The organism is Shewanella sp. SM23, assembly GCF_025654295.1.
Taxonomy (GTDB): domain Bacteria; phylum Pseudomonadota; class Gammaproteobacteria; order Enterobacterales; family Shewanellaceae; genus Shewanella; species Shewanella oncorhynchi.
Window position 1 is genome coordinate 64,835 of sequence record NZ_JAKKRM010000009.1, and the last position, 26,395, is coordinate 91,229.

At 47.4% G+C, this 26,395-nt stretch carries 23 protein-coding genes; 4 read left to right on the forward strand and 19 right to left on the reverse strand.

Annotation, left to right across the window (positions count from 1 at the left end; all coding sequences use genetic code 11):
- Positions 1-19: 19 nt before the first annotated feature.
- Positions 20-970: a YeiH family protein gene (locus L5L98_RS12705; protein ID WP_219251443.1), complete on the reverse strand. Its 951-nt coding sequence runs from the start codon at positions 968-970 to the stop codon at positions 20-22.
- Between the two features lie 286 nt (positions 971-1,256).
- Positions 1,257-1,820, reverse strand: a complete 564-nt coding sequence (locus L5L98_RS12710) for a malate synthase (protein WP_011845404.1) — start codon at positions 1,818-1,820, stop codon at positions 1,257-1,259.
- Positions 1,821-2,075: 255 nt separating this feature from the next.
- On the opposite strand from L5L98_RS12710, the gene L5L98_RS12715 reads away from it, so the two are divergent.
- From L5L98_RS12715 to L5L98_RS12730, 4 genes are all read left to right on the forward strand, one after another.
- The gene (locus L5L98_RS12715) at positions 2,076-3,608 is read left to right on the forward strand and encodes a DUF3612 domain-containing protein (protein ID WP_263141342.1); all 1,533 of its coding nucleotides are present in this window, start codon (positions 2,076-2,078) and stop codon (positions 3,606-3,608) included.
- Positions 3,609-3,618: 10 nt separating this feature from the next.
- The gene (locus L5L98_RS12720; protein ID WP_263141344.1) at positions 3,619-3,792 is read left to right on the forward strand and encodes a hypothetical protein; all 174 of its coding nucleotides are present in this window, start codon (positions 3,619-3,621) and stop codon (positions 3,790-3,792) included.
- A gap of 225 nt (positions 3,793-4,017) precedes the next feature.
- Positions 4,018-4,536 carry a hypothetical protein gene (locus L5L98_RS12725; RefSeq protein ID WP_263141346.1) on the forward strand — a complete coding sequence of 173 codons (519 nt, stop codon included), beginning with the start codon at positions 4,018-4,020 and terminating at the stop codon, positions 4,534-4,536.
- 1 nt (position 4,537) lies between these two features.
- Positions 4,538-5,425 (forward strand): DUF4868 domain-containing protein, encoded by an 888-nt coding sequence (locus L5L98_RS12730; RefSeq protein ID WP_259566200.1) that lies wholly within the window; start codon positions 4,538-4,540, stop codon positions 5,423-5,425.
- A gap of 326 nt (positions 5,426-5,751) precedes the next feature.
- Here L5L98_RS12730 and L5L98_RS12735 read toward each other — a convergent pair whose 3' ends face one another.
- From L5L98_RS12735 to L5L98_RS12815, 17 genes are all read right to left on the reverse strand, one after another.
- Positions 5,752-6,078, reverse strand: a complete 327-nt coding sequence (locus L5L98_RS12735) for a DUF3325 domain-containing protein (protein WP_263141348.1) — start codon at positions 6,076-6,078, stop codon at positions 5,752-5,754.
- A complete protein-coding gene (locus tag L5L98_RS12740) occupies positions 6,075-7,664 on the reverse strand; it encodes a PepSY-associated TM helix domain-containing protein (RefSeq protein ID WP_263141349.1) in 1,590 nt (529 codons plus the stop codon). The genes L5L98_RS12735 and L5L98_RS12740 overlap by 4 nt, the downstream gene beginning before the upstream one ends.
- Positions 7,661-8,029 (reverse strand): hypothetical protein, encoded by a 369-nt coding sequence (locus tag L5L98_RS12745; RefSeq protein WP_263141350.1) that lies wholly within the window; start codon positions 8,027-8,029, stop codon positions 7,661-7,663. The genes L5L98_RS12740 and L5L98_RS12745 overlap by 4 nt, the downstream gene beginning before the upstream one ends.
- Positions 8,022-11,189 (reverse strand): efflux RND transporter permease subunit, encoded by a 3,168-nt coding sequence (locus tag L5L98_RS12750; protein ID WP_263141352.1) that lies wholly within the window; start codon positions 11,187-11,189, stop codon positions 8,022-8,024. Before L5L98_RS12750 ends, L5L98_RS12745 begins: the two co-directional genes overlap by 8 nt.
- Before the next feature lie 4 nt (positions 11,190-11,193).
- Positions 11,194-12,243: an efflux RND transporter periplasmic adaptor subunit gene (locus tag L5L98_RS12755; RefSeq protein WP_105250718.1), complete on the reverse strand. Its 1,050-nt coding sequence runs from the start codon at positions 12,241-12,243 to the stop codon at positions 11,194-11,196.
- 27 nt (positions 12,244-12,270) lie between these two features.
- On the reverse strand, positions 12,271-12,912 hold the full coding sequence (locus L5L98_RS12760; protein WP_105250717.1) for a nickel transporter: 642 nt from the start codon (positions 12,910-12,912) through the stop codon (positions 12,271-12,273).
- Positions 12,913-12,951: 39 nt separating this feature from the next.
- Positions 12,952-15,138, reverse strand: a complete 2,187-nt coding sequence (locus L5L98_RS12765) for a TonB-dependent siderophore receptor (RefSeq protein ID WP_263141354.1) — start codon at positions 15,136-15,138, stop codon at positions 12,952-12,954.
- Between the two features lie 402 nt (positions 15,139-15,540).
- The gene (locus L5L98_RS12770; protein ID WP_168826177.1) at positions 15,541-16,788 is read right to left on the reverse strand and encodes a glutamate-5-semialdehyde dehydrogenase; all 1,248 of its coding nucleotides are present in this window, start codon (positions 16,786-16,788) and stop codon (positions 15,541-15,543) included.
- Positions 16,789-16,836: 48 nt separating this feature from the next.
- Entirely contained in the window at positions 16,837-17,937 is a 1,101-nt protein-coding gene (gene proB, locus L5L98_RS12775) for a glutamate 5-kinase (protein ID WP_105250714.1), read from the reverse strand.
- Positions 17,938-17,948: 11 nt separating this feature from the next.
- The gene (gene putP / locus L5L98_RS12780; RefSeq protein ID WP_263141356.1) at positions 17,949-19,445 is read right to left on the reverse strand and encodes a sodium/proline symporter PutP; all 1,497 of its coding nucleotides are present in this window, start codon (positions 19,443-19,445) and stop codon (positions 17,949-17,951) included.
- Between the two features lie 3 nt (positions 19,446-19,448).
- Entirely contained in the window at positions 19,449-19,625 is a 177-nt protein-coding gene (locus L5L98_RS12785) for a hypothetical protein (protein ID WP_168826181.1), read from the reverse strand.
- 163 nt (positions 19,626-19,788) lie between these two features.
- Complete coding sequence (locus L5L98_RS12790; RefSeq protein ID WP_263141359.1) at positions 19,789-21,861, reverse strand: FUSC family protein; 2,073 nt, start codon at positions 21,859-21,861, stop codon at positions 19,789-19,791.
- 5 nt (positions 21,862-21,866) lie between these two features.
- Positions 21,867-22,730: an HlyD family secretion protein gene (locus L5L98_RS12795; protein ID WP_263141362.1), complete on the reverse strand. Its 864-nt coding sequence runs from the start codon at positions 22,728-22,730 to the stop codon at positions 21,867-21,869.
- 6 nt (positions 22,731-22,736) lie between these two features.
- Positions 22,737-22,937 carry a DUF1656 domain-containing protein gene (locus tag L5L98_RS12800; protein ID WP_113940196.1) on the reverse strand — a complete coding sequence of 67 codons (201 nt, stop codon included), beginning with the start codon at positions 22,935-22,937 and terminating at the stop codon, positions 22,737-22,739.
- 181 nt (positions 22,938-23,118) lie between these two features.
- Positions 23,119-24,474, reverse strand: a complete 1,356-nt coding sequence (gene gorA / locus L5L98_RS12805; protein WP_113940197.1) for a glutathione-disulfide reductase — start codon at positions 24,472-24,474, stop codon at positions 23,119-23,121.
- A gap of 146 nt (positions 24,475-24,620) precedes the next feature.
- Positions 24,621-25,187 (reverse strand): hypothetical protein, encoded by a 567-nt coding sequence (locus L5L98_RS12810; RefSeq protein ID WP_198572471.1) that lies wholly within the window; start codon positions 25,185-25,187, stop codon positions 24,621-24,623.
- A gap of 152 nt (positions 25,188-25,339) precedes the next feature.
- Positions 25,340-26,131, reverse strand: coding sequence for a hypothetical protein (locus L5L98_RS12815; protein WP_263141366.1), 792 nt, complete (start codon positions 26,129-26,131; stop codon positions 25,340-25,342).
- Positions 26,132-26,395: the final 264 nt, after the last annotated feature.

Consider the following 26,395-nt stretch of genomic DNA (forward strand, 5'->3'; position numbering starts at 1 on the left):
GCTTTGAGTTAAATCTTAGCTATTGAAAATAAAGAATATACACTAAAGACGTGATACCAATCGCTGCCCACAGCATCACCCCAAGCAACAAAGGTTTGGGGCCACTCGCCCGCATCTTCTGCACTGTAATTCCTGCACCAATCAAAAACAAACACAGGACTAATGCCCGTTTCGACACCATAAATAAGGTGTCATAAACAGCGTGGAATTGTGGCAACCAATGGGCCACGGCAATGGCTAAACAATAAAAACCGATAAAATACGGCAGGTTAAGCTTGCGCTTATTGCCACCAAACAACATAGCGCTGACCAATGCGATCGGGATAATCCACAGGGCGCGGGCGAGTTTTATGGTAGTTGCGGTTTTTAAGGCTTCATCGCCGTAGGCTGAAGCCGCGCCAACAACCGATGAAGTATCGTGGATGGCGATGGCACTCCACACGCCAAAATCGTATTGGCTCATATTGAGCAAGTGGCCGAGTGCAGGGAATAAAAATAGCGCGACTGAATTGAGCACAAATACGCAGGCTAATGCAGTGGCGGTTTGATCGTTACGCGCATTGATGGCCGGAGCGACTGCGGCAATGGCACTGCCACCGCAAATAGCGGTACCAGAGGCGATTAAGTGGCCCGTGACATGATCAAATTTCAGGGCGCGGGTGAGCACAAACCCTAAGCTGAGGGTGAAAAAGATTGAGCCAACAATCAGGCCGAAGTTGTGGGTGCTCGCCTCGATCGCCGCGTTTAAGTTAATCCCAAACCCTAAGCCAATGATCGAATAAGACAGGAGTTTTTTGGTGAGTGCGGCGATATTCCATTGCACTGGCACCCAACCAAGGCTGGCTAAGGTAAAACCGAGCACTAGCGCCATGGGCGATGAGATAAAAGGCGCGAGGCATAACAAACCCGCACAGATGAAAACAATGCGATGAGTCTTATTATCTTGCTGTGATGTTGATGAAGAATTCATAACGCCTTAGGCTCGAGCGATTCGGTTTATCGTTCCAACCACAGATCTTCACATTAAGCGACGGATACAAAATGGCGATCAATTGGATTGATCATGGAGACAGATGCAAGAGGGCATTATAGCTGTGTGTATGATCCTCAATAAAATCAATTAAACTTATCTAGTTAATCAATTTTATTGACTCTTAGAAGGTTTGGCAAAGCAGGAGGGTAAATCGAAGAAGATGAACTGAGCTCAGTTCATCTTCTTAGCTAGATAATAAATGGCGAGGTTACAAAACGTGAAATTATAAATTTACGATACTTTTCAAGTTGTAATCGCTGCCATCCTTTGCGGTAAACAACTTATCTTGGGTGTCGTTGGCGCTGGACATACCCGCATGTAATAGGCTGAGCCAATGGCGCGATGCGGCAGAACGTGACTCTGGTGTTCCGACTACCATGTTTAATGACGTTCCGATTTGGATATCTTCCAGATTGGCAACGTCTCTCGCACCTATCATGCCACTGCGGTCGAAACTGAGTTCAACGTGGCAACCTAGGTCCTGTAACACTATGGCGCAAGGCGCATCTTTAGTGCCGTTAAAGGCCACAAACTGTTTTGGCTGACGTAAACCACTGTGGCTGCCGTCGGCAAAAAAGGCCAACAGGTGTTGGTAGTAAACCACATAGCTGCTCACATCTTGGTGTGAACCAGAGTTAAGTGGAAAGAGGCGGTCGAGGAATTGTTTCGCATTAGCGATCTTCTCGTGCTCGGCGACATTCACTTGGGCCACGGCTAGCACTTCTTCTGCGATGAGGCTGTTTAGATTCGGTTGGATCTGGTTGCTCTTGATTATTGACATATTCATCGCTTGTTCCTCTCACTCTTTCAATTTAAAAAAATTCAGGGTTTTGATTTAACTTTTGGCTTATCAAAGTTTGTCTTCAATTTGGTTTGTCCGCTTTGAGTGCTTAGCCACTTTTAGTGGGGGTGGTTAAGCATTTCTTGTACTGGAATGGCTTAGCTTGTTCGCATTAGCCTTTCCTTGATTGCTTGATTTGTAGTCTAGTCTTTTTTTGACTACAATTTCACAATAAAAATTTTACACTGTGAATTTTACAAAATGCGCAATGACCAGAGCTTGATGAGAAAATCACATTTCCTAGGCACAAAAATACGTAACCTACGGAAACGTAATAATTTAACTATGGAAGATTTGTCGGCACGATGCATTCGAGTCGACGCGGGAAGTGCGCCTTCTGTGTCATATTTGTCGATGATCGAACGTGGCAAGCGTGTGCCGAGTGCCGGAATGCTGGCTGTGATCGCCGCGGTTTTTCAAAAAGACGCCGAATGGTTCTTAGACGATGTGCCTGAAGAAAACGCCATTACGCCAGACAAGGGCCGACGTGGTGGCATAAGTGGTATGGCACTCGAACCCAGCTTTTTGTTTTCCAATGATATTTTACAAATAGCGATACCTGAGATGCTGTCGCAGACAGGGATCTCAGGTAGGCAGTTTGCCCATTTATTGATCCGCGCCCATCAAGAACACCATCAAAATCATTTCCCCGACCTTGAACGTGCCGCCGAAGAAGTCGGCCTCAAACGTATGCCCTTATCTCTGGACGACATGCTGGATATTGCTAAGGGAATGGGATTAAAAATCAAGTGGATAGATAGTACGCCGCAGGAAGTTATCGATGAAATGGGCGTGAGTTCACGTCAGTTGGTCACCTCATTTATTGAGCCGCCGAGCACGATTTATGTCAATAAAATCCTCAAAAATCGCCCCAACAGACTCAAATATGATTTAGCCGTGCACATAGGTCATTGCGTGTTGCACAACAAGGACGGCCTCAAGAGTGTGATGATCTCAGGCCGCAAATTAGAAGTGGATGAAGAGGCGGGTATGCAGTCCAATACCTTGAACGCGCAGGATATCTTGCATGCGTGGCGCGATTTTGAATCGAGCTTCTTCGCCGGTGCGCTGCTGTGCCCTAAAGTGCCTTATCGCCAATTACTCGACCGCCACGGCTATGAGATTGAAGTACACAAGCAACTGCAAGTGTCAGCCTCAGTCGCCATGCGGCGCATGACAGTGGTATCTCCTTATCCTCATTGGCATTATTTCGACGCTTACGCACCAGGCAAGCTCAAGGCCGTTTACCGTGGTAACGGTATTCCACTGCCTTGGGGCAATATGCGGTTAGTGGAAGACCCTTGTCAGCATTGGGCCGTCTTTAGGATGATCAGTGAGCCGACGGTCGGTACTTCGGCACAGATTTCGATTTTAAACGTCGGCAACGAACCCCGCATTTACTGCTGCGAGTCGATTAAAGTCGAAGACTCGGCGGGCAACCCGCATGTCCTCTGTGCCGGTATCGATTTGAATCCGGCGATTGAAGCCCAAGGCAAAGATGCCCTGTCTATCGCCCACGATTTGAAGAATGCCTGTGTCGCCAGCGGCGGTTCAGTCGCTATTCCCAAACACATTAAAAGCGATCTGGTGAGCGTCGCAAAAATCCTCAATATCAACTGGATAGAGCGCGGGATCAAAAACGACGCCCGCCTTATTTGCTCTCGCGGCGCCGTATGCCCACGCCAACCCAGTTGCTATCAAGCTGGTAAATCACAGTGTGATGGTACTGAATAAAGTATCGCAGATGGGATTGATGTTAAGCACTCTCACTCCAGTGACTCGCCGTAAACTCGTCCCTGAGGGCTCGACGACGGCATCCATGCCGCCAACGGTCACTGCCGCGAGAGTGCTTAATGTAATTAACCTTTTTATCTATCTGTTGTATGCGAAAGTTAATATTTCACACAGTATTAAGTAAAGCGTGGGTTGTTCGGCAAGGGTTGTTAAATTATTTGTTTCAAAATTGTATAAAAACAACTACCAAGCTAAAACAAATTCCTATAGCATGAAAACTAGATAATATGGATGTTGCAGTTTATAAGTCTAATTCTCGCAGTTGTTCCTTATAAACGGCACAAGGCTTAAGTATTAATTCGTCTATAAGTTAGTAATACTCAGGCCTTAATTAAAATAGGGAGATTATGTGTTAAGCACTGTTGCAAAAATACTACTTACAAGTACGGCCATTGCTCCAGTGGGGTTTACTTATGCGTGGGTAGCTTGGTTTAGCGGAGATAAAGTTTTTTCAGGATTGGCAATTGCAGCGTCACTATTTTTAGTTTTAGTATGTATTTGGATGCTTCGATATGCAAAAAGAAAAATGGAGCGTTTTAATTTCTCTGTGGCCACTGTAGAAGCAGCTGATCGAGAAAATATGGGTTTTTTGCTGCTTTACTTGTTACCACTATTTACTTCGAGTTTTAACTCACTTAATTGGATGGTGTGGGTTCCTACATTGGTTATCTTCGCTATCATTACAAGCACAGGTTACAGCTATCATTTCAATCCACTTTTAGGTGTAATGAAATGGCATTTTTATAAAGTAGGAACTCCAGAAGGCGTCACTTATGTTCTCATTACAAAAAAAGAATTGAGACATGCTAGCCAGCCTTTAATTGTAGCGCAATTAACAGAATACATAGTTATTGACGTAGAGGATTGAAATGACAGCACAGCAAAATTTTTTCGCATTTATTAAGGATGATAGCGGTAGCTGTCAAATTAAACGGGTTGGAGTTAATTTACCACTTCAAACAGAGCTTATTAGGATTTTTGAAGAGCAACGTGCATTATTCGAGCTTAATATTGATACTGAAGTGGTATTCAATGGTGACTGGAAACCTGAAAGTAATGAAGTTCTGACGCTGAATGATGTTACTGAGTCTCAAATGATGATTGATGCAGTTAATGCTAATGCAACTTCTTTTTCTAATTTAGTTTTGTCAAATTTTATACGTGAGCCTATAAGAGCATTATTTACAGGAATGACAGTAAGTGGTGTAACTAAAGTTTTCGTACAAAAGTTCTCTTCGAGGCAGGCATTATCTTTATACCAGTTACCTATTATTAAAATGCAGACTGGGAACATATTTGTTAAATCGACAGATGATATATTCACCATTGATAATAAGCTAGTAGCTATAATTGAAGGTAATAAAACAAAGTTCAAAAGCTTTCATAATGCTCGCATGGTTTTTGATCTTGTAGATTTCTATAAAGAAGCCACTGATGATGATTTAACAGAGTTATCACAACATGGGTCTATAGAAATTAATGATTTACCCAATTTCATAGAGCAAGCTGACTCACAAGTCAGGAAAATGGTTCATTCTATTAAAAGTTCAGATATCCTTAATGCATACAGTGTAAATGATATTTCGACTGCTGCCGCTAATTTTGCTAATTTACATATAGTTATGAATAATGGAAAAATCACGCTACCTAGCGATAAGAAAGAACTTAAAGAAGTTCTGCACTTCTTGTTAGAGGACCTTTATAAAGGGCCTCTATCAGGCAGCGATTACCTAACAAACTCCAAGCGTGTGCGGTAATTAAGCTTTAAATGTAGAGGTTACAGAATACTTCAGGTGTTAACGAGATTAAGCACTCGCGTGTAAGTGACCGTTGGCGGCATGGATGCCGCCGTCGAGCCTATAGGGATATATTCACGGCGAGTCACTGGAATGAGAGTGCTTAATCATTTCAGCGTCGCTTATTAATATGTTCGGTCTAGAATTTAAAGGTGCGATTGGCTTCAATCAGAACCATTATCTAGCTAATGGTTAGCGGATAGCAGCATTAATTCCAGTAGTAAAAATTCCCTAAATCTTGTCTGTATTGAGCCTGATTGACGCCATTTGGTGTTTAAAATCATGGATTAATACAACAAACCGAGCAAACACACTACGGTGCTGGCGGGCAATATGGGTTGTAGCCAGTGTGGTTTGTAGCTGAGTAAAATTACTAGGATTATCGAACTCAAACATACCCAGCCGAGCAGTAATACGCTGGCGTACGCTGGGCCGTAATGACGACTGGCAAGCCAATAGCACAGGACGAGCGTTGCAGTACCAGCGGTGCGAAATCCGCGTTCCTGTGCATCGGTTAACGGGCGGTTACGCACGGCGCGGTGGTGGCTAAAATAAGATAAGGCCAACAGCCCCATGGCGATAAAACAGGTTAACAATTCGCCTGTGGCTGTCATGATTCAACTCCTAATTCTGCCGTCGTTTTGGTTACCCGTGTAGCCAGCACTTTTTTAGGGCTACGCAAGCGTTTGGCTGCCATGTAAAACAGCGCTGCAAGTGCGAGCATCATGAGATCAAATCCTGCGAGAACATAGGCTTGGCGCTGTAGATTGCTTATCAGCTGATACTGTGAAGTCATGGCATTAAGCAGAGGTAGCAGGCCATAAAGCAAGGATGTGAGTAAAAAAAGTCGTTGCCATGTTTGTTTATCTCGTTTGAAACAAGCGAGCAGTGTGACTAACGCCCAACTGATAAAGAAACAATGGATTTCCCAGTACTCTCTATCCGCAAAGGTGACGGGTAAGAGTCGATTGGCATAAAAATAACAGGCTAGCGCAATGGGCAGGCCAGCAAAGGTGGCGAGATTCAACATGTTCACTAGCGTCAGCCCACTATGATTTTTATCTTTTTTAAGCTGCTTTTGTGCCAGTTTATCGGCCCACATAATTGCGCCGCTGGCGATCATCACGCAGCCTGTTAATCCCGCCAGTAAATACAGTAAACGTAGGCCTTGGCCTGCAAAGCGACCACTGTGCAGGGCTATCATGACACTTTGGGTTTGATTCGCTCCCGAAGTCACAGCCGACTGCGCCAACACAGCACCTGTCACAGTAGACAAGTGATACCAAGGCGCTTGCTGATTTAAGCTGTGCTCAGGGGAGATTTTGACTGTTACGCTGGCATTGCTGTCGTTGAGATTATCAAACTGCAAGCCTTCAAGTGGCGACTCACCCACGACACTGTGAATCGCACTGAGTAAACTTTGACTATCGAGCATAGTGGCTGGTGTGCCAGTGGCGGCGGGAGTTTGGTAAATGGGTTTCCATTGCGAATAAAAGGCTTGAGTTTCATCACCATATTGCGTGTTAAGTCCCCATGGCATATACATAAACATCAGGGTCACTAGGCCGGTATAAGTGATCATAAGATGAAAGGGCAATGCGAGAACTGAGCTGGCGACATGGGCATCTAACCAAGAGCGCGGGCCTTTTCCGGGGCGAAAACTAAAAAAATCCTTAAAAATACGTTTGTGGATCACTATCCCGCTGATGATGGCGACCAGCATGAACATAGTGCAAAAACCGACGATCCAACGCGCCGTGAGTACACTCATGTAGTACAAGTCGAAATGCAGTCGATAGAGAAAGTCGCCCCCTCGGCTTTCCCGTGCTTTAGGTAAGGCTTCACCTGTCGCAGGGTTAATAAAGCCTTGATGATAATCACCAAATCGCTGGCCTTCAGCGGCGGGATCGCTCCATGCATAGGTCAGTAATGGCACCCGTTGTGTGGGTAAGTAAATCCACCATGACTCAGCGTCAGGCGCTTGTTGTGCCAAGGACGTGAGGCCATTGAGTATCAATTGTTGATTATCCGCATTGGCATCATATTGGCTGCCGTGGTTTTCGGGTTGCATCCACAGGTTGATTTCAGCACGGTAATAGGCCGCTGTTCCGGCGAAAAAAACCAGAAACAACACCCAGCAGGTTAGCAATCCAACCCAAGTGTGTAGCCAAGTCATTGAACGAAAAAAGGAGTCTTTCATAATCCACTCCCTTGAGCACTTGTTGCATCAAACGCTTTAGCTGCGAGGTAAGCTAAATACAGCAGACCGCTGAGCGCGAATAAATCCAGCCAGTATCGCCATGTTGATTTAACGCTGAACACCCAAATCACGGCGCAGGTGTACACAGTAAATGACAGCATCATGGCGGTTAACACCCGATCAACCTGAGATAACGGCAGGATTTGCGCGAATAAAATAGTCGCTACTGCACTTAACAAATAGCCGCCAAAGGTTGCTGCGAGGCAGCGATTACCTATGTGCAGGCTATCGCTCCAGATGGCTGACGTTTTCCAGCGCATCAGTCTTTGTGTTAACGGCGGAGTCATGTTGGTTTTTTCAGTCATGATGGTGTGCCACTTCTGCTGAATTTGTCTTGTGAGTGCGGGATAGCACAGAGATTAACAGGGCGGGTAAAAAGGTTAAGCTGAGTAGCGTTGCCACGATAAGACCTGCCAATACCACTATGCCAACGCCGCGGTAGAGTTCGCTGCCAGCACCGGGGAATAACACCAGCGGCAATAAGCCAAACAAGGTCGTCGCGGTAGACATTAGAATCGGTCGTAATCGACTGGCAACGGCAGATTTGACGGCATCAACGACACCAAGCTGACCCGATTGCAGGTTTTTACGGCTCTGTTCCACGATCAAAATCGGGTTGTTAACGACAGTGCCGAGTAGGATTAAAAATCCAAGCATAGTAATCATATCAAAGGGTTGGTGCCAACCTTGGCCGCCAAGATACGCAAATAAGCTGCCAATAGAATTAAGCGCTTGTAAGCCGATTAAACCGCCCGCAAGTCCGAGCGGGATAGTGATCAGCACAAACAACGGATAACCCCAGTGATTAAAAATCGCGACTAATAACAAATAGATGATCAACACGGCGACCAGAAAATTGCTGGAGAGTGCCGCTTTCGTCGCTTCGAGCTGATCGGCTGCGCCCGAAATATCCAAACTGACATCTTTGCCGACAGCACCCTGTTGATAGAGGATGGGGACTAATTCTTCCCGCACCTTAGCCACTGCGGTTTCCAACGCAATGGAACGCGGCGGAATAATGTAAAGGGTCACGGTTCTGCGGCCATCGACGCGGCGTAAACTGTCGCTATCCATTTGCTCGCTAATGTCGGCCAAGGCTTGCAGTGGCAGTACATTACCTTTAGGCGTGACTATCGGAGCGAGTGCCAATTGCGACAGACTCTGTTGATTGCCTGCCAGACTTAATAGAAAGATATCCACCTTGTTATCATTGAGGAAAAACTCGTCGACATAGGCGCCATCGCTCAGTGCCGAAACCGCATAGCCAAACTCGCTGCCGCTAAAATCTTGTTCTACAAGACGTTGCCAGCGAGGGGAAATCTGCCAAAGTGGTTGGTCTAGCGACAAGGTCGATGGGTCAGAATACAGCTGAGGTTCGGCAAATACTTTTTCCGCCGCTTGATACGCCGCTTCTGCAGCACGATAGAGGCTGGCTTGATTTGGGCCAGAAATATCCAAGGCGACAGCGCGGGTTCCACCATCGTTGCTGGAAATAATGGAACCCCGCGATGAATAGGCGCGCATGCCCGGATATTGCTCAAACAAGGCGGTGAGTGAGCTCATCATGGCATCCATATCTTGGCTGCGAACGGGCTCGCTCATCACCCAAATACTGCCGACACCCACGCTGAGGGTATAGTATTTTAGCGGCGGGATCTTTTGCTCACCACGTTCAAAGGATGCCGCCTCGGCATTGACTCTCGCGGATAGCTGAGTCGTTAATTCTTCAGCAATTTTAGCCATTTCCGATAGGTTGTAACCCGGCGGCGCGACCATAGAAGTAAAGGCTTTTGGTTCTTCGCCTTCGGGTAAATATTCGGCCGGAGGCATCAGCCAAGCCGCAAGCCCGATCGTCGAGACGAGTGACAGCACAATCACAAAGGTGCGGCGTCTTGCCGACAGTACAAGTTGGCTGACTAAGCTCAATATGCGTGATGCTTTGGGCGGCTCACTTTGGTTTGTCTGCGCCGAGTGCATCTTACCGAAACCAAAACGGGCAATAGCGGCGGGTACGATGAACACCGCGACCAGCATAGAAGCGATAATGGATGAAGCGATGGCAATCGCGATATCCGAGTACAGTTGCCCCGCTTCTTGTTTGATAAATAGAATGGGTACAAACACTAGCACTGTGGTGAGCGTCGAGGCTAATACTGCGGGCCAGACATCGTAGATACCACTTATGGCTGCTTCGATACGCTCTAATCCGCGTCTGCGCGCTTGTTCAATACTTTCGAGCACCACGATGCTGTTATCGACCGTCATGCCTATGGCAAAGGCAACACCCGCCAGCGAAATGACATTAATAGTGCGATCAAACACCAGCAGCCCGACGAAGGCGGCTAAGGTACATAGCGGAATACCGATAACACCAATCAGGGTGGCTCGATTCGAGCGCAAGAAGAGGTACATGACCAAGGTTGCCAGTAAGGCTCCAAGACCTAAATTGACCCACACATTTTCAACCGAATTTTGCACATAGCGCACATCATCACTGAATAGCTCTAACTGCATGGCGTGCTGGGCGAGTTGATTTTGATTAATCTGCGCTACCACTGGCATCATGGCATCTTTGATGGCGATAACGTTAGAACCAACATCCCGTTTGACCGCTAAGCTGAGGGTGCGTTCTTGTTCGGCAAAGGACAGTTCACGGATCTCGGCGTGGTCTAGTTTTATCTCGGCCACGTCTTGCAGCAGAATATTAGTATTACCTTGGCGTTTTAAAATCAGTTGCTTAAGTTGATTTAAATCCTCGAAACGGCCAATCACCCGCAGTAAATAACGTTTTTTACCACTGTCGATATCGCCAGCTGAGGTGTCCTTGTTGCGATCTCTAATGGCTTGGCGTACATCCATAATGCTGATGCCGCGTTGGGCGAGTTTGGCGGGATCGAGCCGTATTTGAATTTGCCGTTCGGCGCCGCCTTGAATGGTGACGGAGGAAACGCCTTTGACGCGTTCCATTTGTGGGCGAATAAAGTCGTTAGCAAAATCGCGCATCATGTCTATGTCTAGATTCAGCGGGTTCCCCGCGACAGGCACGAGGCGGAAATACATGAAAGCGTTGTCTGAATATGAACTGCTATAAAGCCGTGGTTGGTCGACGTTTTCTGGATAAGACGATACTTGGCTGAGCGCATTGCTAACACGAATAAGCGCGTCACTTATCTCAGTGCTTTGGGGGAATTCGAGTTCGATCCATGCCGAACCCGTATCAGCCCAAGATGTCATGCGTTGTAAGTTGGGCAGGGTGCGCAGGTAGCGTTCCTGCTCAAGCAGAATTTCTTTCTCGACGTCTTGCGGTGTTGCTCCCGGCCAACCTGTGGCGACACTGATGGTGCGCACATCTAAGTCGGGGATCATTTGGATTGGGATACGCAGTGCTACAGCCGTGCCCAACACGCAGAATATCAAGACGATGACAGACAGTAAGGTGCCATGTTTAATTCCAAACTTCAGCATCCCACTAACCTCCTACAGCAGAGTTGAGTACAGAGACTGGCTGTTGGTCTTGTAGGCTCTCGTTACCGCGGATCACCACGGGCGCGTCTTTGGGTAATGGGCTAAGGATTTCAATCCCTATGGCGCTCGTGTGGCCCACTTGAACGGTATGCCGTTGGGCTATGTTGTTTTGCACGGTAAAGACACTGAACTGGCCGTCCGGGTGACGGACTAGCGCATCTTGCGGCACGACAACACTGTGTTGCGCCCGCTGTAAGTGGAAGGTCGCAGTGGCCGATGTGCCGGGCATCAAAAGTCCACTCGCATCAGGAATGGTTAAGCGCACCAAGAAGCTGCGAGCATTGTGGTCGCTCACGGGGACGAGTGCATTCACATGGCCGATAAACTGCTGTTCAGGCAGCATATCTGCGGCAATATCGACTTGAGTTGCAGTGGCTATGTTTTGGAACATTTCCTGTGGGACTTGAATATCGAGCCAGAGCTGTTCTTGGGATACTAAGGTGAAGATTTCAGTGCCGACATTGACCCATTCACCAGTTTCAGTTTGTTTGCTTGAAATCACTCCCGCAAACGGCGCGATCAGTTGGTGGCGGGCGACCACCTCTTTTTGGTGTGCTAATGCCGCCGTTAAACTCTGCAGATTAGCTTCGGCTTCGGTTAACGCCGCTTGGCGAATCGCGCGCTCAGTTTCGGGGAATAATTGCTGAGAACTGAGTGTTTGCGCTTCGGTGAGGAGTCGCTGTTTTTCTGCCAGCATGGTCTTAGCGGCCATTACATCGGCCTGACGCTGTGCTAATTGGTGTATGGCTAAGGTGTCATCGAGTGCGAGTAGAGGCTGGCCAGCGCGGACTTGCGAGCCCGCATCGACCAGCACTTTGGCGACTAGGCCATCGGTACGTGCAGATAAGCGGGCTACCCGTGCGGATTTAATGGAGCCACTGAGTGGCAAAAGTTCATTGGTACTGCCTGTTTGGGGCAAGGCGACTGTTACAGGTGCTGTGCTTGCGTGGACTGCAGAACACAGCATGTATAAACCTATCATTAAATAACGCACGTTAACTCCATCTCACTATTAAGATTATTACTGAGTGATAAAACTCGTGGTGGTGATGTGTAAAACGCTATCAACCTCGTTGCCTGCGAGTGTTTGTTTACCTTCTGTGGTGTGATTACTGACGAGTAAGTAGCGGCCCGCATCTGGGGTATCGAGGGCGAATTTACCTTGGGCATCGGTGGTGAAAGACTTGCTCCAAAAACCGGGGCGATACACTTGCACTGGATGATTCACCAGTGGCGCGCCTTTATAGCTAAGCACAAACTCGGGAACGCCTGACTTTACTGGCGTAAATTCAAAATCTTGCAGCGCTTTTGTGTGTTCTTGTCCCGTGCGGGCATAGAGTATTGCGGCCTGCAATCCGGTCTCGGTTTTCCATGGTTGCCACGCGGTATCGGCATAGAAACTGATGTCACTCTTGCTATCTTGGGTTTTGACCAGTAGATGATCGGCCTGTGCTGTGGCGGTTAACGGTGTCTTGGCATTGGCGGCGAAAATACGCGCCGCGCTTAACGATGCTAACTCTTCTGCCGAAGCCTGCTCTGAACCCGGTTCGCCAAATTGCACTTTAACCGAACCATCGTTATTACGCTCAAGCCATACTTCATGTGCTTGAGCCGAAAAAGCGATACCGCCGAGTAAAGTGAGTATCACAAGTGCTTGTTTCATTTGATCATCCTTAATGTTATTTGGGGTTAGGGCTATGTTTTAGAGCGTCCAACGTAGTGATAGTGTGGCATTACGTGGCTCGCCAAAGTCGGCGTAACCCCAGAGTGAACGGTTGTAGTTCTTGTCGAAAATATTGTTAATGTTCAATTGCATAGAAATAGAAGGTGTGATTTGGTAGCCAAACATTAAGTCAACGAGTGAGTAGGCGGATTGTGTTTGGCGGTAAGCCACATTCGGCGCGCCATCGACACCCCAAATAGTGCCTTGATAGAAGGTGCTGCTCTGCCAGCGCCAGCTCGCACCTGCAGTAATGCCCGGCAGAATGTCTTCAAAGTTATATTTAGTGGTGAGTTTGAAGATATCTTCGGGCAGATAAGTTTGACGACGTAGGCCATCTTTATCTTCTGCATTGTTGTGGGTATAACCACCGCTGATATCCCATAAGTCGGTAAGACGTCCGGCTATTTCTAACTCATAGCCCTTGGTGGTAATCCCATCCACACTTTCGTAGATAGAGTCGCCGGAAGGTAGTTGACCTTTACCTGCATATTCGGGTTCGTTGTCTTTATTGGTTTCGTAGACTGCAGCTGACATGTTTAGCGTGTCATCGAACAGCGCGACCTTGACGCCGCCTTCGACGTTTGTGCCTTCTGCAGGTTCGAGCAGTTGGCCATCTTCACCAAAATAGGTGCCAGGTTTGAAGATTTCAGTACGGCTAGCGTAGACAGCGATCTGCTCGGTCACATCGTAGACTAGGCCGTAGTAGGGGATGAAAATACCGGTTTTTTCCATGGTCGCATCTGTGCTGTTACCCACGAGATCATGCTTTTCATAGGACCAGTTACTTACGCGTCCACCGACCATTAATTTCAGTGAATCCAACAGATTGACACGGACAGTGCCGTAAACACCCGATTGGCTTTGCTCATTGGTTTGGCCATTGGTGGGTGAATTAGGAATATTAGGCTTGGGGTAATTGCCCTGATCCGCGACGTTATAGCGACGTTGAGGGGCGGAGTTCGTGTTGATGTTATCGAACTCGTTGTCACCATAGTTAAAACCGATCACAGCGCTATGTTCACGGCCGAGTAAGTCGAAGTTACCCGTTGCATACAGGTTGAAACTGTTGGTATCTGACTCGCGATCATGTTGGGCGGCATAAGTATCGCCCCAAGGGCCAACAAATTCGCCGGTTGATTTGACGATATAATCGCCTGGGTAAAAGGCCAATGCGTCTATGGTGGCGTTGGCGATACGATAGGCACTGACGAGTGACCAGTCGTTATCGAATCTATGTTTAAATTCGGCCATGAGACTCTTTTGGGTCACGTCCCAATGGGTCCAGTCCTGTGAGCTAGAGTAGTTGCGGCCAAAATCGACAGCTGTGCCATCGGTATAAAATGCGGGATTAGAGTTCCAGTTATACACACCGTCGGTTTGTGATTTTTGATAGTCCGCAAACAGTGACAAGCTAGTATCGGTACTTAGACTCGTTTCAACTACGCCATAGAGCACTGTGGTATCGCGTTGATAGCGATCGATAAAAGAATCGCCTTTCTTCACTGCACTTACGAATCGACCTTTCACATTGCCCGAATCCGTTAGCCAGCCAGAAACATCGGCCTCAAGTCTATAGGTATTCCATGAGCCATAACTTGCACTTGCCGTGGCACGGGTGTCATCCGTTGGACGTTTACGAATAAAATTAACCGTGGCAGAAGGTTCACCTAAACCGCTTAAAATCCCTGCCGCCCCTTTTAATACTTCAACCCGTTCGGCAATCACAGGGTCTAAACCTTGATCAATTGAGCCGCTGTAAACATGGGATGAAGAGGTTGTGATTAAGCCGTCAATTTGAACACCGCTGTCTAGTGCATAGCCGCGCACGAATATCTGACTATTTTCAGAGGCATCGCCCACCATAGTCACGCCAGGAGTGTGATTTAACACTGACTCCATAGTGACCAAACCTTTGTCGCTAATCATCTCTTCGGTAATCAAAGTGACGCTTTGTGGGGTTTCTTTGAGTGACATAGACAAACCCGTGGCGCTATTCATTGCCGCGCGGGTGTATGTTCCTACCACGTTCAATCTTTCTATCTGTTCTGTATCTTTTTTCTCATCTTGCTTAGGGTCAGTATTGGCTTGAACCGTCAGAGTAAGTGTGCTGAGAAGTACAGGGATCAATGGCGAGCGCCAAGACGTTAAAACAGATAGGGGAGGCATGGTATTTCAATCCTTTCAGGCGATTTCAGATTAAATAATGATTGGTGATCCTGAGTGCAAATAAAGTGTTTAGGTGCAAATGAGAATCGATCGCATGATAGGTTTGTTGAAAATAAATGCAATATGCTCAATGTGTAAATTGTTTAAGCTGGGTTGTAACTTATTGGCGAATAGCTTGTCAGCGAGCTGTGACAAGCCGTCGCAGTAGGATCTGCACTTTTAGCGCATGCCTTACTATAACTCGGTTTCAGGGCATTGACTGGGAACTCAGGCTGTTGTGGATAGGGTCAATTTAGCCAACAAAAAGGCCACAGACGTTACTGACTGTGGCCTTTAATCTTTACAATTGAATCGAAATCCAGCGGACTTGTTAAGCCTAAAAGTGTGATTTACACCTTAGGTTTATGCCCGTACTTGGCCTGTGCCTGAGACTAAATACTTCTCAGCGGTCAAGGATTCGAGTCCCATTGGGCCATAGGCATGTAGCTTAGAGGTCGCGATGCCGATTTCTGCTCCAAGGCCGAGTTCGCTGCCGTCGGAGAAGCGCGAAGAGGCATTGACCATTACCACAGAAGCATCGACCGCACGTTGGAAGTGTGCGGCTGTGACTTCGTTTTCGGTGCAAATCACTTCGGTGTGCTGGCTACCAAAACGGGCAATATGTTGGATAGCATGGTCAAAGTGATCGACTTGGCGAATGGCAATTTCGAGATCTAAATACTCTTGGCCGAAATCGTCTTCTTCCATGTAAGTACAGTTTTCAAAATAACCACCGGCTTGAGTACAAGCATTGATTTTAACCTTATGCTCGGCCAGCGCTTTGGCTACTTTAGGCAGGAATTGCGAGGCAATTTCTTGGTGTACTAATAGGGCTTCGAGGGCATTACATACGCCAGTGCGCTGGGTTTTACCGTTGAGCAGTAAGTCCATAGCAATATCCAGATCGGCATCTTTATCGACGTATAAATGACACACGCCTTTAAAATGCTGGATCACTGGGATTTTACTGTTGTCAGTCACAAAGTTTATCAAGCCTTCGCCGCCGCGGGGAATGATCACATCGATATAATCTCGTTGCTGCAGCAGTTCTAGCATGAGGGCGCGATCTGGGTCTGGCACCACTGTGATTAACGCCTCGGGCAAACCGTATTGTTTCAATACGCTTTGCAAAATAGTGGCGATAATTTTACTGCTGTGCAGCGCCTCTTTACCACCGCGCAGGATCACGGCATTGCCGGATTTAAAGCACAGGGCACCCGCATCGGCGGTGACATTGGGGCGCGCTTCATAAATCATACAAACTACGCCTAAGGGAACGCGCATCTTACTGATGGATAAGCCGTTAGGTCGCTGACCAATATAGCGTTCGTTGCCAATCGGATCGGGTAAGGCGGCGATGGTTTCAATGCCTACCGCCATAGCTTCTATACGCTCTGGCGTTAGCGTTAATCGGTCGAGCATGGCTGGGCCGACGTTATCGGCGGTCGCTCTGTGTAAGTCGATTAAATTTGCGCTTTGGATTTCATAGGACTTTTCGCGTAATGAGCGTGCCATATCGAGGAGTACAGTATTTTTAAGCTGTTCGTCAACTTGGGCGAGGATCAGAGCCGCCTTGGCAGCTTCTTGAGATAAATTTTTGATTAAAGTCATATTTACTCCGCTTAGATGTTTACTCGCTTAGTTTTATTCGGCTGATGCTTATTCGAGAATGGCGATGTTTTTCTCGGAAATAATCGGCCCAGTCTTTTGCTGAAATTCACTGGCAAACTCGCGATCGTCTTGGTCTGTAATAAAGCTAAGTAAACAACTGCTGTAATTGGATTTGGCCTTGGCCAATTTAGTGCCATCGTCTTTGCGTACTAAAATGGTGTCACCGACAGAAAAGTCCCCATTGATGGCAACGACATCGTCACTGGTCAATTGCTCGCTATGGATATCAAGGGCGATATTAAAGTCATTTTCAACAATGACTTCGCCTTGAGCCTGCGAGGTATGTGTCATCCAGTGCAAGTGATCCTGCATTGGCTTCTCATCGGGGGTAAATAAGGTTCCTGGGTTTTGGCCCTTCAACAATTGGTTGAATGAGTCGGCATCAAAACCATTGATAATAAAGGTTTCGATCCCGTGGGAAATCGCCTTCTTGGCGGCTTGTATCTTAGTCCGCATTCCCCCCGTACCGACGGCACTGCTGGCGCCGCCTGCCATGGCGTAGATCTCGGCATTAATCTCGGTCACCTGCTTGATAAGCTGTGCATCGGGATATTCATGGGGGTTTTGTGTGTAAAGCCCATTCACATCCGAACAGATAATCAGCGTATCGGCATCGGCCGCCGCGGCGACCATGGCCGAGAGATTATCGTTATCGCCAACTTTGAGCTTGTCGGCGGTGACGGCATCGTTCTCGTTGATGATAGGCAATAGCCCATGTTCGAGTAGGCTGAAAATCGTGTCTTTAATACTAATGTAACGATCTCGATTGCGTAAATCACCGTGGGTTAACAGTAGCTGTGCGGTTGGGAAATCGAATAACTTGTTCCATGTGGCCATCATATCGGCCTGACCCGCTGCAGCCATGGCTTTCTTCACTGTGACGCTCGGTTTATCAACCTCGCCAAAGTGATGCCATCCTGCAGCGACTGAGCCCGAAGAGACCAAGACAACTTGGATCCCTTGGGCACGACAATAAGTAATAAATTGGGCAATGCCGAGTAAGTAGTGGCTGCTGCAACCTTGTTTGTGTGGAGCAATCAGGGCACTACCTACCTTAACGACAATGCGTTTCCAGGGTAAGTCAGTCATACCTGCGCGCCTCATCTGTCTTCGGCTAAAACACGGCCAGCCTTATGGAATAATTTAGTGGTTTTGGCACAGGGATCAGTATCGAGTAACGAGACTATCCAAATCACCACACTGCTCACGGCAAAGCCGGGGATCATCTCATACACCACTGTGGTTAAAGCTTTACCGTCAGCAAGTACTGGTGCATAAATCCAAAACAGCACTGTGGCTGCGCCTGACACTATGCCGGCAATCGCGGCTTTGTGGGTTAGGTTAGCTTTATACAAGCTAAACAAGACTAACGGACCGAAGGCGGCACCGAATCCTGCCCATGCATTACTCACCAATGACAGCACACTGCTAGAGCGGTCAAGCGCTAGTAGACTTGCGACAATTGCCACGCCAGCTACGCCAAAGCGTCCCATTTTCACCATGTCTTTTTCGCTAGATTCTTTCTTCGACATCACGCGATAGATATCTTCCGTTAGCGAGCTTGATGACACTAATAGCTGCGATGAAATGGTGCTCATGATCGCGGCCAGAATTGCGGCTAATAAGAAGCCACTAATGATCGGATGGAACAACAACTCAGAAAACACAATAAAGATGGTTTCAGGATCGGTCAGCTTCATGCCAAATTTATTGGCGTAAGCGATACCGACAAGACCTGTTGCCAGTGCACCCACAATGGTCACTGTCATCCAGCCCATACCTATGTGTCTGGCGGTTTTAATGTCAGCGACTGAACGAATTGCCATAAAGCGCACAATAATATGCGGTTGGCCAAAGTAACCGAGTCCCCAAGATAAGCTTGAGATAAGCCCTAACATAGTGACGTTCTGCATGGCATCGGTGAAGTGTGGAATCGATTGATACGCAAAGTTCAGCATAGTGTCAGCGCTGGTAAACTCTTGATATGCCACCACAGGCACTAAGATTAAAGCGACAAACATGATACAGCCTTGGACAAAGTCAGTGAGGCTCACTGCTAAGAATCCGCCCAACAAGGTATAAGAAACCACTACGCCGAGGGTGACGACTAAACCTATGTCGTAGTTCAGGCCAAATGCTGACTCAAATAACTTACCGCCAGCCACTAAACCCGCTGAGGTATACAAGGTAAAGAAGATCACAATGATCACGGCCGAGATAATTCGGATACTGCTGTTGGCATTGCCGAAGCGTTTAGCAAAAAACTCCGGGATAGTAAGGGCGTTATCCGCGACTTCGGTATAGACCCTTAATTTGGGTGCAACGACCAAGTAATTAATTAGAGCACCAATCAATAGTCCAAGTGCGATGTAAATGGTTTCGAAACCAACCAAAAACATTGCGCCGGGAAGACCCATTAGCATCCAGCCACTCATGTCAGATGCACCTGCTGAGAGTGCGGTGACCTGTGGGCTCACCTTGCGGCCGCCCAAAATATAGCCGGATACATCGCTGGTGGATTTTTTATAGGTGAATAAGCCAATAGCAAGCATGGCGATAAAGTAAATCGCTAAGGAAACGTAAGCCAGGTAATTCATGGGTTATTTGTCTCCTAACGCTTTGTTATTTTGAATAATACTCGGTTTCAAAATGACAAAGAGATAGGTGCTTAATATTGCGCATAAACACATAAACTGCATGGTTTCCTTGGCGTGTAATCGGGTAAAGCTTGCTACTTGCGAGATAAGATTTTCCTCTGGTGGGTTCTCCGTAGACATAATTGCTCCTTGGTTGATAATTGAATTTATATCACCAATATAGTTAGTGATCTAATTATATTAAGGCATTTTATCGGCCAAATATCAAGCTTCTATTGGATTTAAATGGTTTTGGCGGCAGCACGAGAGTGGCTTTTTCGGCGGAAAATAGTTTGAGAACTGACTATTTTTTAGAGGTGTTTTTCTGCTCGGCGATATTGTGGGCAGTGCGTTCGAAGGTTAATGTGATGCGTTCAAACATCCCAGTAATCAGAGTGAATTGTTCGTGGGGTAACGGGCATTGCGCCAGCGCTTGTAATAAGGCTTCGCTGCTGGTGTTAAACTCTTCTGCGACTTGGCCGTGGGCGCAGGCGATAAATGCCTGACCTAAATTGTGTTGCCAGAGGTTGAGTGCATTTTCTAAGCCTAAGTCTGAGTGCGTATCTGAAATCCCCTGCAACATGCGCCGCATTCGAATCGACACATGGCCTAGATTCAGTGCAGTGAACACCAGATCGGTAAATACCCTCGAACTCTTGCCCGAGCCTTTTTCGTAACTGGCTATCCGCAGCAGTCGATCGCCCATGCGGGCGTTAAACCAAGGCTCAGGATCATCATGTTGCGCGATATGCACTAGATCTTTTTGGATAGATTGCAGCAGACGATATTGCATCAACCGCTGGCTAGGTTCGGTAATCAATTTAAACAACCAATACAGCACAGTGACGCCAACAAAAATCGCTAAGGCATTGCTGACGGTGTTTTCTATCGCAAATGAAATGGTATTACTGGGCTGTACTAATACCGCAAACGGCACGCAAATCCCGAGACCATAGGGTAAAGTCGGTCGATTCGCTAAAGCGAGTAGCCCAATAAAAAAGGGGCCTGCGAGCACTAAAATGAGGATTTCGAAATCGCCGCTACTCTCTGCCAGCAAAGGTAAAGCGTAAAACACTGTGAGGGGTACAGCGATAGTGATACCGACAAGAATACGGCGCAAAATCGTGGTTAGCATCGGCAGTGGCTGGCGCGCCATCATGATGGAAAAAACCACTGGCATCAGGATCATCATGAGTACCGCGCTCGATCCTGTGCCGATCCACAGCGAAGCCCCAATGACAAATACCGCCATGCTGCGTAGACCGGTCGTAAACCCTATCAGTGGATCTCGGTGAAATTCCATTGGCGGCGCGTTGAGTTGTACCGCAGAATTGCTTGTCAGTACGTTATAACTCTTGAGCACCATGATCAGATCGGCGCTTAACTCCATCGCAACTTTGAGTAAGCGAGTCTCTAATGGGGTTCGGTCGCGGTATTGCATCAGGTTTTGTTGGAGTTGATACCTTAAAGTACGCGCCATTTTGTAGCATTCTTGGTCATCAGTGGATTGCGCCATCAGGGTAAAACTGCTGCGCATATTGGCTAAGGTTTTCGCGAGCGGTTCGCTGACCAGATGGGAGTGATTACGTTGTAGTCGGCCAAATATTTGGATTGCCGCCAACAGCGAAAGGGTTTTATTGCAGAGAAAGTTCGCCGCATGGCTCTGCCCGCGTCCTTCGGGACCTTCATAAATCACCGCGCTGGAGTCGTCACTCAGCGCCGATACTGATTCCATAATAGTGTCGATATGTTCATGGCGGCTCGCATGTACGCCCTGTAAATCGAGTTCTAATGCAAGATAGTTAAGCGTTTGATTAATTGTGTTTTTAGCATGCAGTTGCAGGCCATGTTTTACCTTAGTCGGCCAAAGTAGCGAACTGACCAAGACGGCACAAATTGCGCCGACGATAATTTCGCTGATCCTCGCCTGCGCCACATCGAATATTTTTGCACTATCGGCTGTGCCTGGGCTCGCCATCACAATGAGCACTATCAAGCAGGCTGTCATGCCCGCCATAGCAAAGGCATAGACAAAGTTTTGCTGGCGCACCATGGCCGACAACCCAGAATTTAACCCTATCCAGCAGGCGAGTAATCCTAAGGCGAGTTCGGGATAGGGTGTAAACCCGTTGAGTATGGCAATCCCTGCAAGTGCGCCGACTAAGGTGCCGCCAATTTGGCATAAGCCCTTTTCGATCACGAGGCCACTTTCGGGGCGAATTTGCAAAAATACCGCTGACACCAGCGCCCAATATGGCCGTTCTAAATTTAAAAACATGGCCACATATAAGGCGAGCGCCATCGAGATCACGCCTTTAATCGCGAAGATGAGGGTTCGTCGGTCAGGAAAAAATAAACTCTTAAGTAACAGCGTCATAATGACTATTTGTCAGTCTGTAGCTGGATGGAAACTGTCATGCCGACGCTCAGCTCTATGTCCTTAGGAATGCTATCTAGCTGGATATCGACCGGAATCCGCTGCGACAACCTCACCCAATTAAAGGTTTGGCCGATTTGCGGCAATAACTGCCCATTAGTGGTGACATTGGTATTGGCAATCGCCTTACCTATGCTGACCACTTTGCCGTGCAAGACATGGCCGCCACTCATTAGGCTGACATCGGCGTTTTGACCTATGTGAACCAAGGGGATTTTGGTTTCTTCAAAATACCCTGTGATATAGAGAGAGTCTTGTTTAACGAGCGAAAATACTGAGTTGCCTTTGCTGACATAGTTGCCATTACGCAGGCTTAAATTGATCAGGGTGCCATTTTCGGGAGCGTGAATTTGCGTCCGCGCTAAGTCAATTTTGGCGGTATTCAATTGTGCCTGTGCGAGTTCATAACTGGTTCTTGCCAGTTCGGTATTGATAAAGGCTTCGTCGAAGGTTTCTTTGCTGACTAAGTTGGCGTTGGTCAAACCGATACGGCGTTTGTATTTATGTTTTGCCAGTTCCCATGTCAATTTTTGGCTTTCCGCTTTGGCATTCAATTCGGCAATGGTGGCTTTGTAGCGGGTATCGTCCACTGTGAACAATACATCACCTTTATTAACGACTTGATTGTCTTTTACATTCAGTTGGTTTACCCAACCGGATACATCTGGCGCTATGGTAATGATTTCGGCGCGAACTCGGCCGTCGCGGGTCCAAGGAGAATAAAGGTAGTGCGACCATATCCAATGTCCGGCGATACCTGCAATCGCGACCACAATAAGGGTGAGGCTGATACGAAAGATTTTTCCCATGAACAATCAACTCCCAAGCAAGTAAATGACCGACGCCAGATAGCAGATAAACAGCCCAACTTCGAACCAAGCTGCGCGCCACAGCTTGTGATAGAGCCCAGTTTGATAGAGTACCCCGCGAGTGATGCAGGAAAGCAGAAAAGCTAAGGGGATAAAGATAATTAATGGACTAAATAACAAACCATCGAACGCGAGTTCTTTAAGCATTACGCTATTCATCCCGATAACAGTGGCGCAGCGATAACCGCGCTAGGTGTTTAAAATGCAAAGTACTCAGTCGAGATTATAGGAAAGTCGCGTGAGAGTTAATGGTTTTATGCTATCTGTGATCAATTAGGGCCAGCATAAGCTGGCCCTAAATATGATGAAATCAAAGCGAAAATCGCTTCTATCTCATAGTAACAAACTCTTCCGCGCCCGTTGGGTGGATAGCAACGACCGCATCGAAATCGGCCTTAGTTGCGCCCATTTTCATGGCGACGCCGAAACCTTGAAGGATTTCGTCCATACCAAAACCAATACCATGAATACCGACGACTTTTTCGTCCTTGCCAGCGCAGACTAGCTTCATCTTACAGGCTTGGCGATGGGCCGTGACGGCTGTGTACATGGAGGTAAACGTCGAGGTATACACTTTGACGTTATCGTCGCCGTATTGAGTACGGGCTTCTGGTTCGGTCAAGCCCATAGTGCCGATAGGTGGATGGCTGAATACAACTGTTGGGATCAGGTTGTAATCCATTTTGGCATCTGTCATACCGTTAAATAAACGCTCGGATAACAAACGGCCCGCTTTAACCGCAACAGGGGTGAGCTCTACGCCGCCCGCCATAATGTCGCCGACACAGTAAATCCCTTTGTGAGTTGTATTTTGCTGCTCATCAGTGATGACATAGCCTTTGCTATCTAATTGCACTTCGGTATTTTCTAGGCCGATATTGCCTGTTGCAGGTGAGCGGCCAATTGCCCAAATCAAGCAATCGACTGTAATGCTTTCACCGTTTTCTAAGTTTAATGTCAGGCTGTCATCGGCATTTTTAACCACGGCTTTTGGTACGCTATGGGTGTGTAATGTCGGGCCTTCGGTTGCCATCGCATCGACGAGAGCATCGACTAATATAGGGTCAAAGTTACGCAGCGGCGCATGTTTACGCACTAATAAGTGAGTTTCACTGCCCAGAGCGTGTAACACGCCAGCGACTTCAACAGCGATATAACCCGCGCCAACAACGGCAACGCGCTTAGGTTGCTCGCGTAGGGCGAAGAAACCATCGGAGTCGATACCGTATTGCGCGCCAGGAATGTTCGGAATCGTCGGCGCGCCGCCAGTGGCGATAAGGATGTGATCGGCAGTGTAATGTTCGCCGTCCACTTCGATGGTGTTGCCATCCACAAAACGGCCGTAGCCATTTAACAGCGTCACTTTGTTGTTGGCAAAACCACGGCCATAGGCATCGTGAATACGACCAATGTAGGCTTCGCGGTTTTCGACCAAAGTGTTCCAATCGAATTTATTAACAGTGACGTCGAAACCATAATCTTTGGCGTAAAGGTTCATCGCTTCGGCAACATGGGCGCCATACCACATGACTTTTTTGGGTACACAACCTACGTTTACACAGGTGCCACCCACGTGTTTGGCTTCGATGAGTAGAACCTTAGCACCACGCATTGCCGCTCGGTTTGCTGAGGCGATACCGCCGCTGCCTGCGCCTAGGCAGATATAGTCAAAATGTTGAGCCATGAGTTTCTCCGTCTTACTTCAAGGATGAGATGCTTTACAGCAGAAGGTCATTGTAGGGGGCTTTGCGGTAACAGACCAGCCTATTGCATCACTAACGTATAAGGCATTGCTTTTAATAAAAATACTCCTAAAGTTGCATTCAGTTGTTATCGTGTGGCTGTTTCGCGGCGATATTGGCACTTAGAGTGATCGTTTTGAGCTGGGCCTTCTGCACCACATTTCAAACATTGCCACTCCTTTTGGCGGGCGCTGAGTTCATCGGCTTGATGCTGAGCAGCGTTATCTTGCTTGTCGCCGAGTAGGGACTCTAGCTGATCCATACGTTTATCGAGCCAACGGCAGTTAGGATCATTGGCGACATGTTCACGACTGGCGAGCTGTTGTTTGCGACTGAGTTTTTTACTCTTAGCGGCTTTGTTCGATTGAGTGGCTTTAGTTGATTTAGTGGTTTTGGATGGCTCTGCGGGTGTGACAGTGGGGGGTGAATACTCGAATGCACTTTGCACTTGGTTAGGCACATTAATCGGCTTGCCCTCATTGTCGAGCAAAGTGCCTAGGGGCAAAGGCGCGGTTTGTGTCGGTTGCGCTAAGGACTCTAGACTCGGTTCAGGCTCAGATACCTGTTGCGCATTAGTCGAGCTTGTCACTGGGATAAAAAGCAGGGGCAAGGTAATGATAGCGGTTCGGATAAGATAGAAATGATGCGTTAACATTCCCTGTTCCTCGGCAAAATCGATATGAATAGTGAGTCGCTCCGTCGACATTTTGAGTTTAGTTAGTGAGCTTTGTTTTTGCCAAATGTCGCGGGATAAATTGACAGAGGAAGGTTGCAATACAGCGCTAGAAACACAGAGCTAAAACGACGTTAAAACGTTATTGCAAAGTGGATGCCTGCATAGGTTTGATCCTGTGAACTCATATCGCCGTTGGCTGAGGCTTCTTGCTCAATATCACTCTGGGCAATGCTGTGGCTAATGTGCCCGCTAATATTCATGCTTGGGGTCAGTTGATAATTCGCTTCGAGGCCAAACTGCAGGTTATTACTGCCATCGTGTTCTTCTGTGCGGTATTTAAAATCAAACCCTTGAGTGATATAGGGCGTGAGGCTGAATTGGTCTGTGATATTCCAATAACTGTGCAAACTCACTTCAATAAAGTAGCCTGCCGCCTCTGTGGAATAGACATAATTCACCGATGGTACCAACCAAGCTGTGGCGCTGTAGGCGAGTTCTGCAAATAGCTCGTTATCTTGGCAGCGGCTATTGCTATAGCCTTCAATGCGCTGATATCCCAGATTGGCCTCTAGGTTTTCGGCTAAGTCGAACCCATATTCAAGGCCGATATTCCACTCTGTATAGGCTTGGCTATCACCGCGTCCGACTAAGGCATAAGTGGTTAAGTTGCCGTGTTGAACAGCAGCATTGAGCCAATAAATACCCCCATTTTGCAAGTTATTGCGACCCTGTGAGACATATTTGCTGTCCCAACCTAAATCCAGCGTCACCGCCAAAGGTTCTGTTATCTGGCGGGGTAATATGGTGTTTGAAATACTATCGACTTGTTCTAGGCCCTCATTAGCAACTGCGTTGTGACTAAGGCAGTTGATCCCTAATGTGCAGAGGACGCTGGCGATAAGTTTCACTGAGTGTGTTGCCATATTTTTGCTGATTTTGGTCGAGGTACGTTAGTTATGCAGATAATACCTTTCCCACATACAAACATTAATGCGAATTGATTCGATTTGCGATCGAGATTGCAACAATGTGTAGGTAAATAAAACGTAAATCCTAAATGCGAACTAGTTCACTTTTTTTCAAGGGAAATAGGGTTAAGTAAGGCGTTCGAAGGGGACAATCGGTTTTCTCGCCTTGATAAATAGGCCATTAGCCCTTATTTATAACAGATACAGATTGTTGAGGAG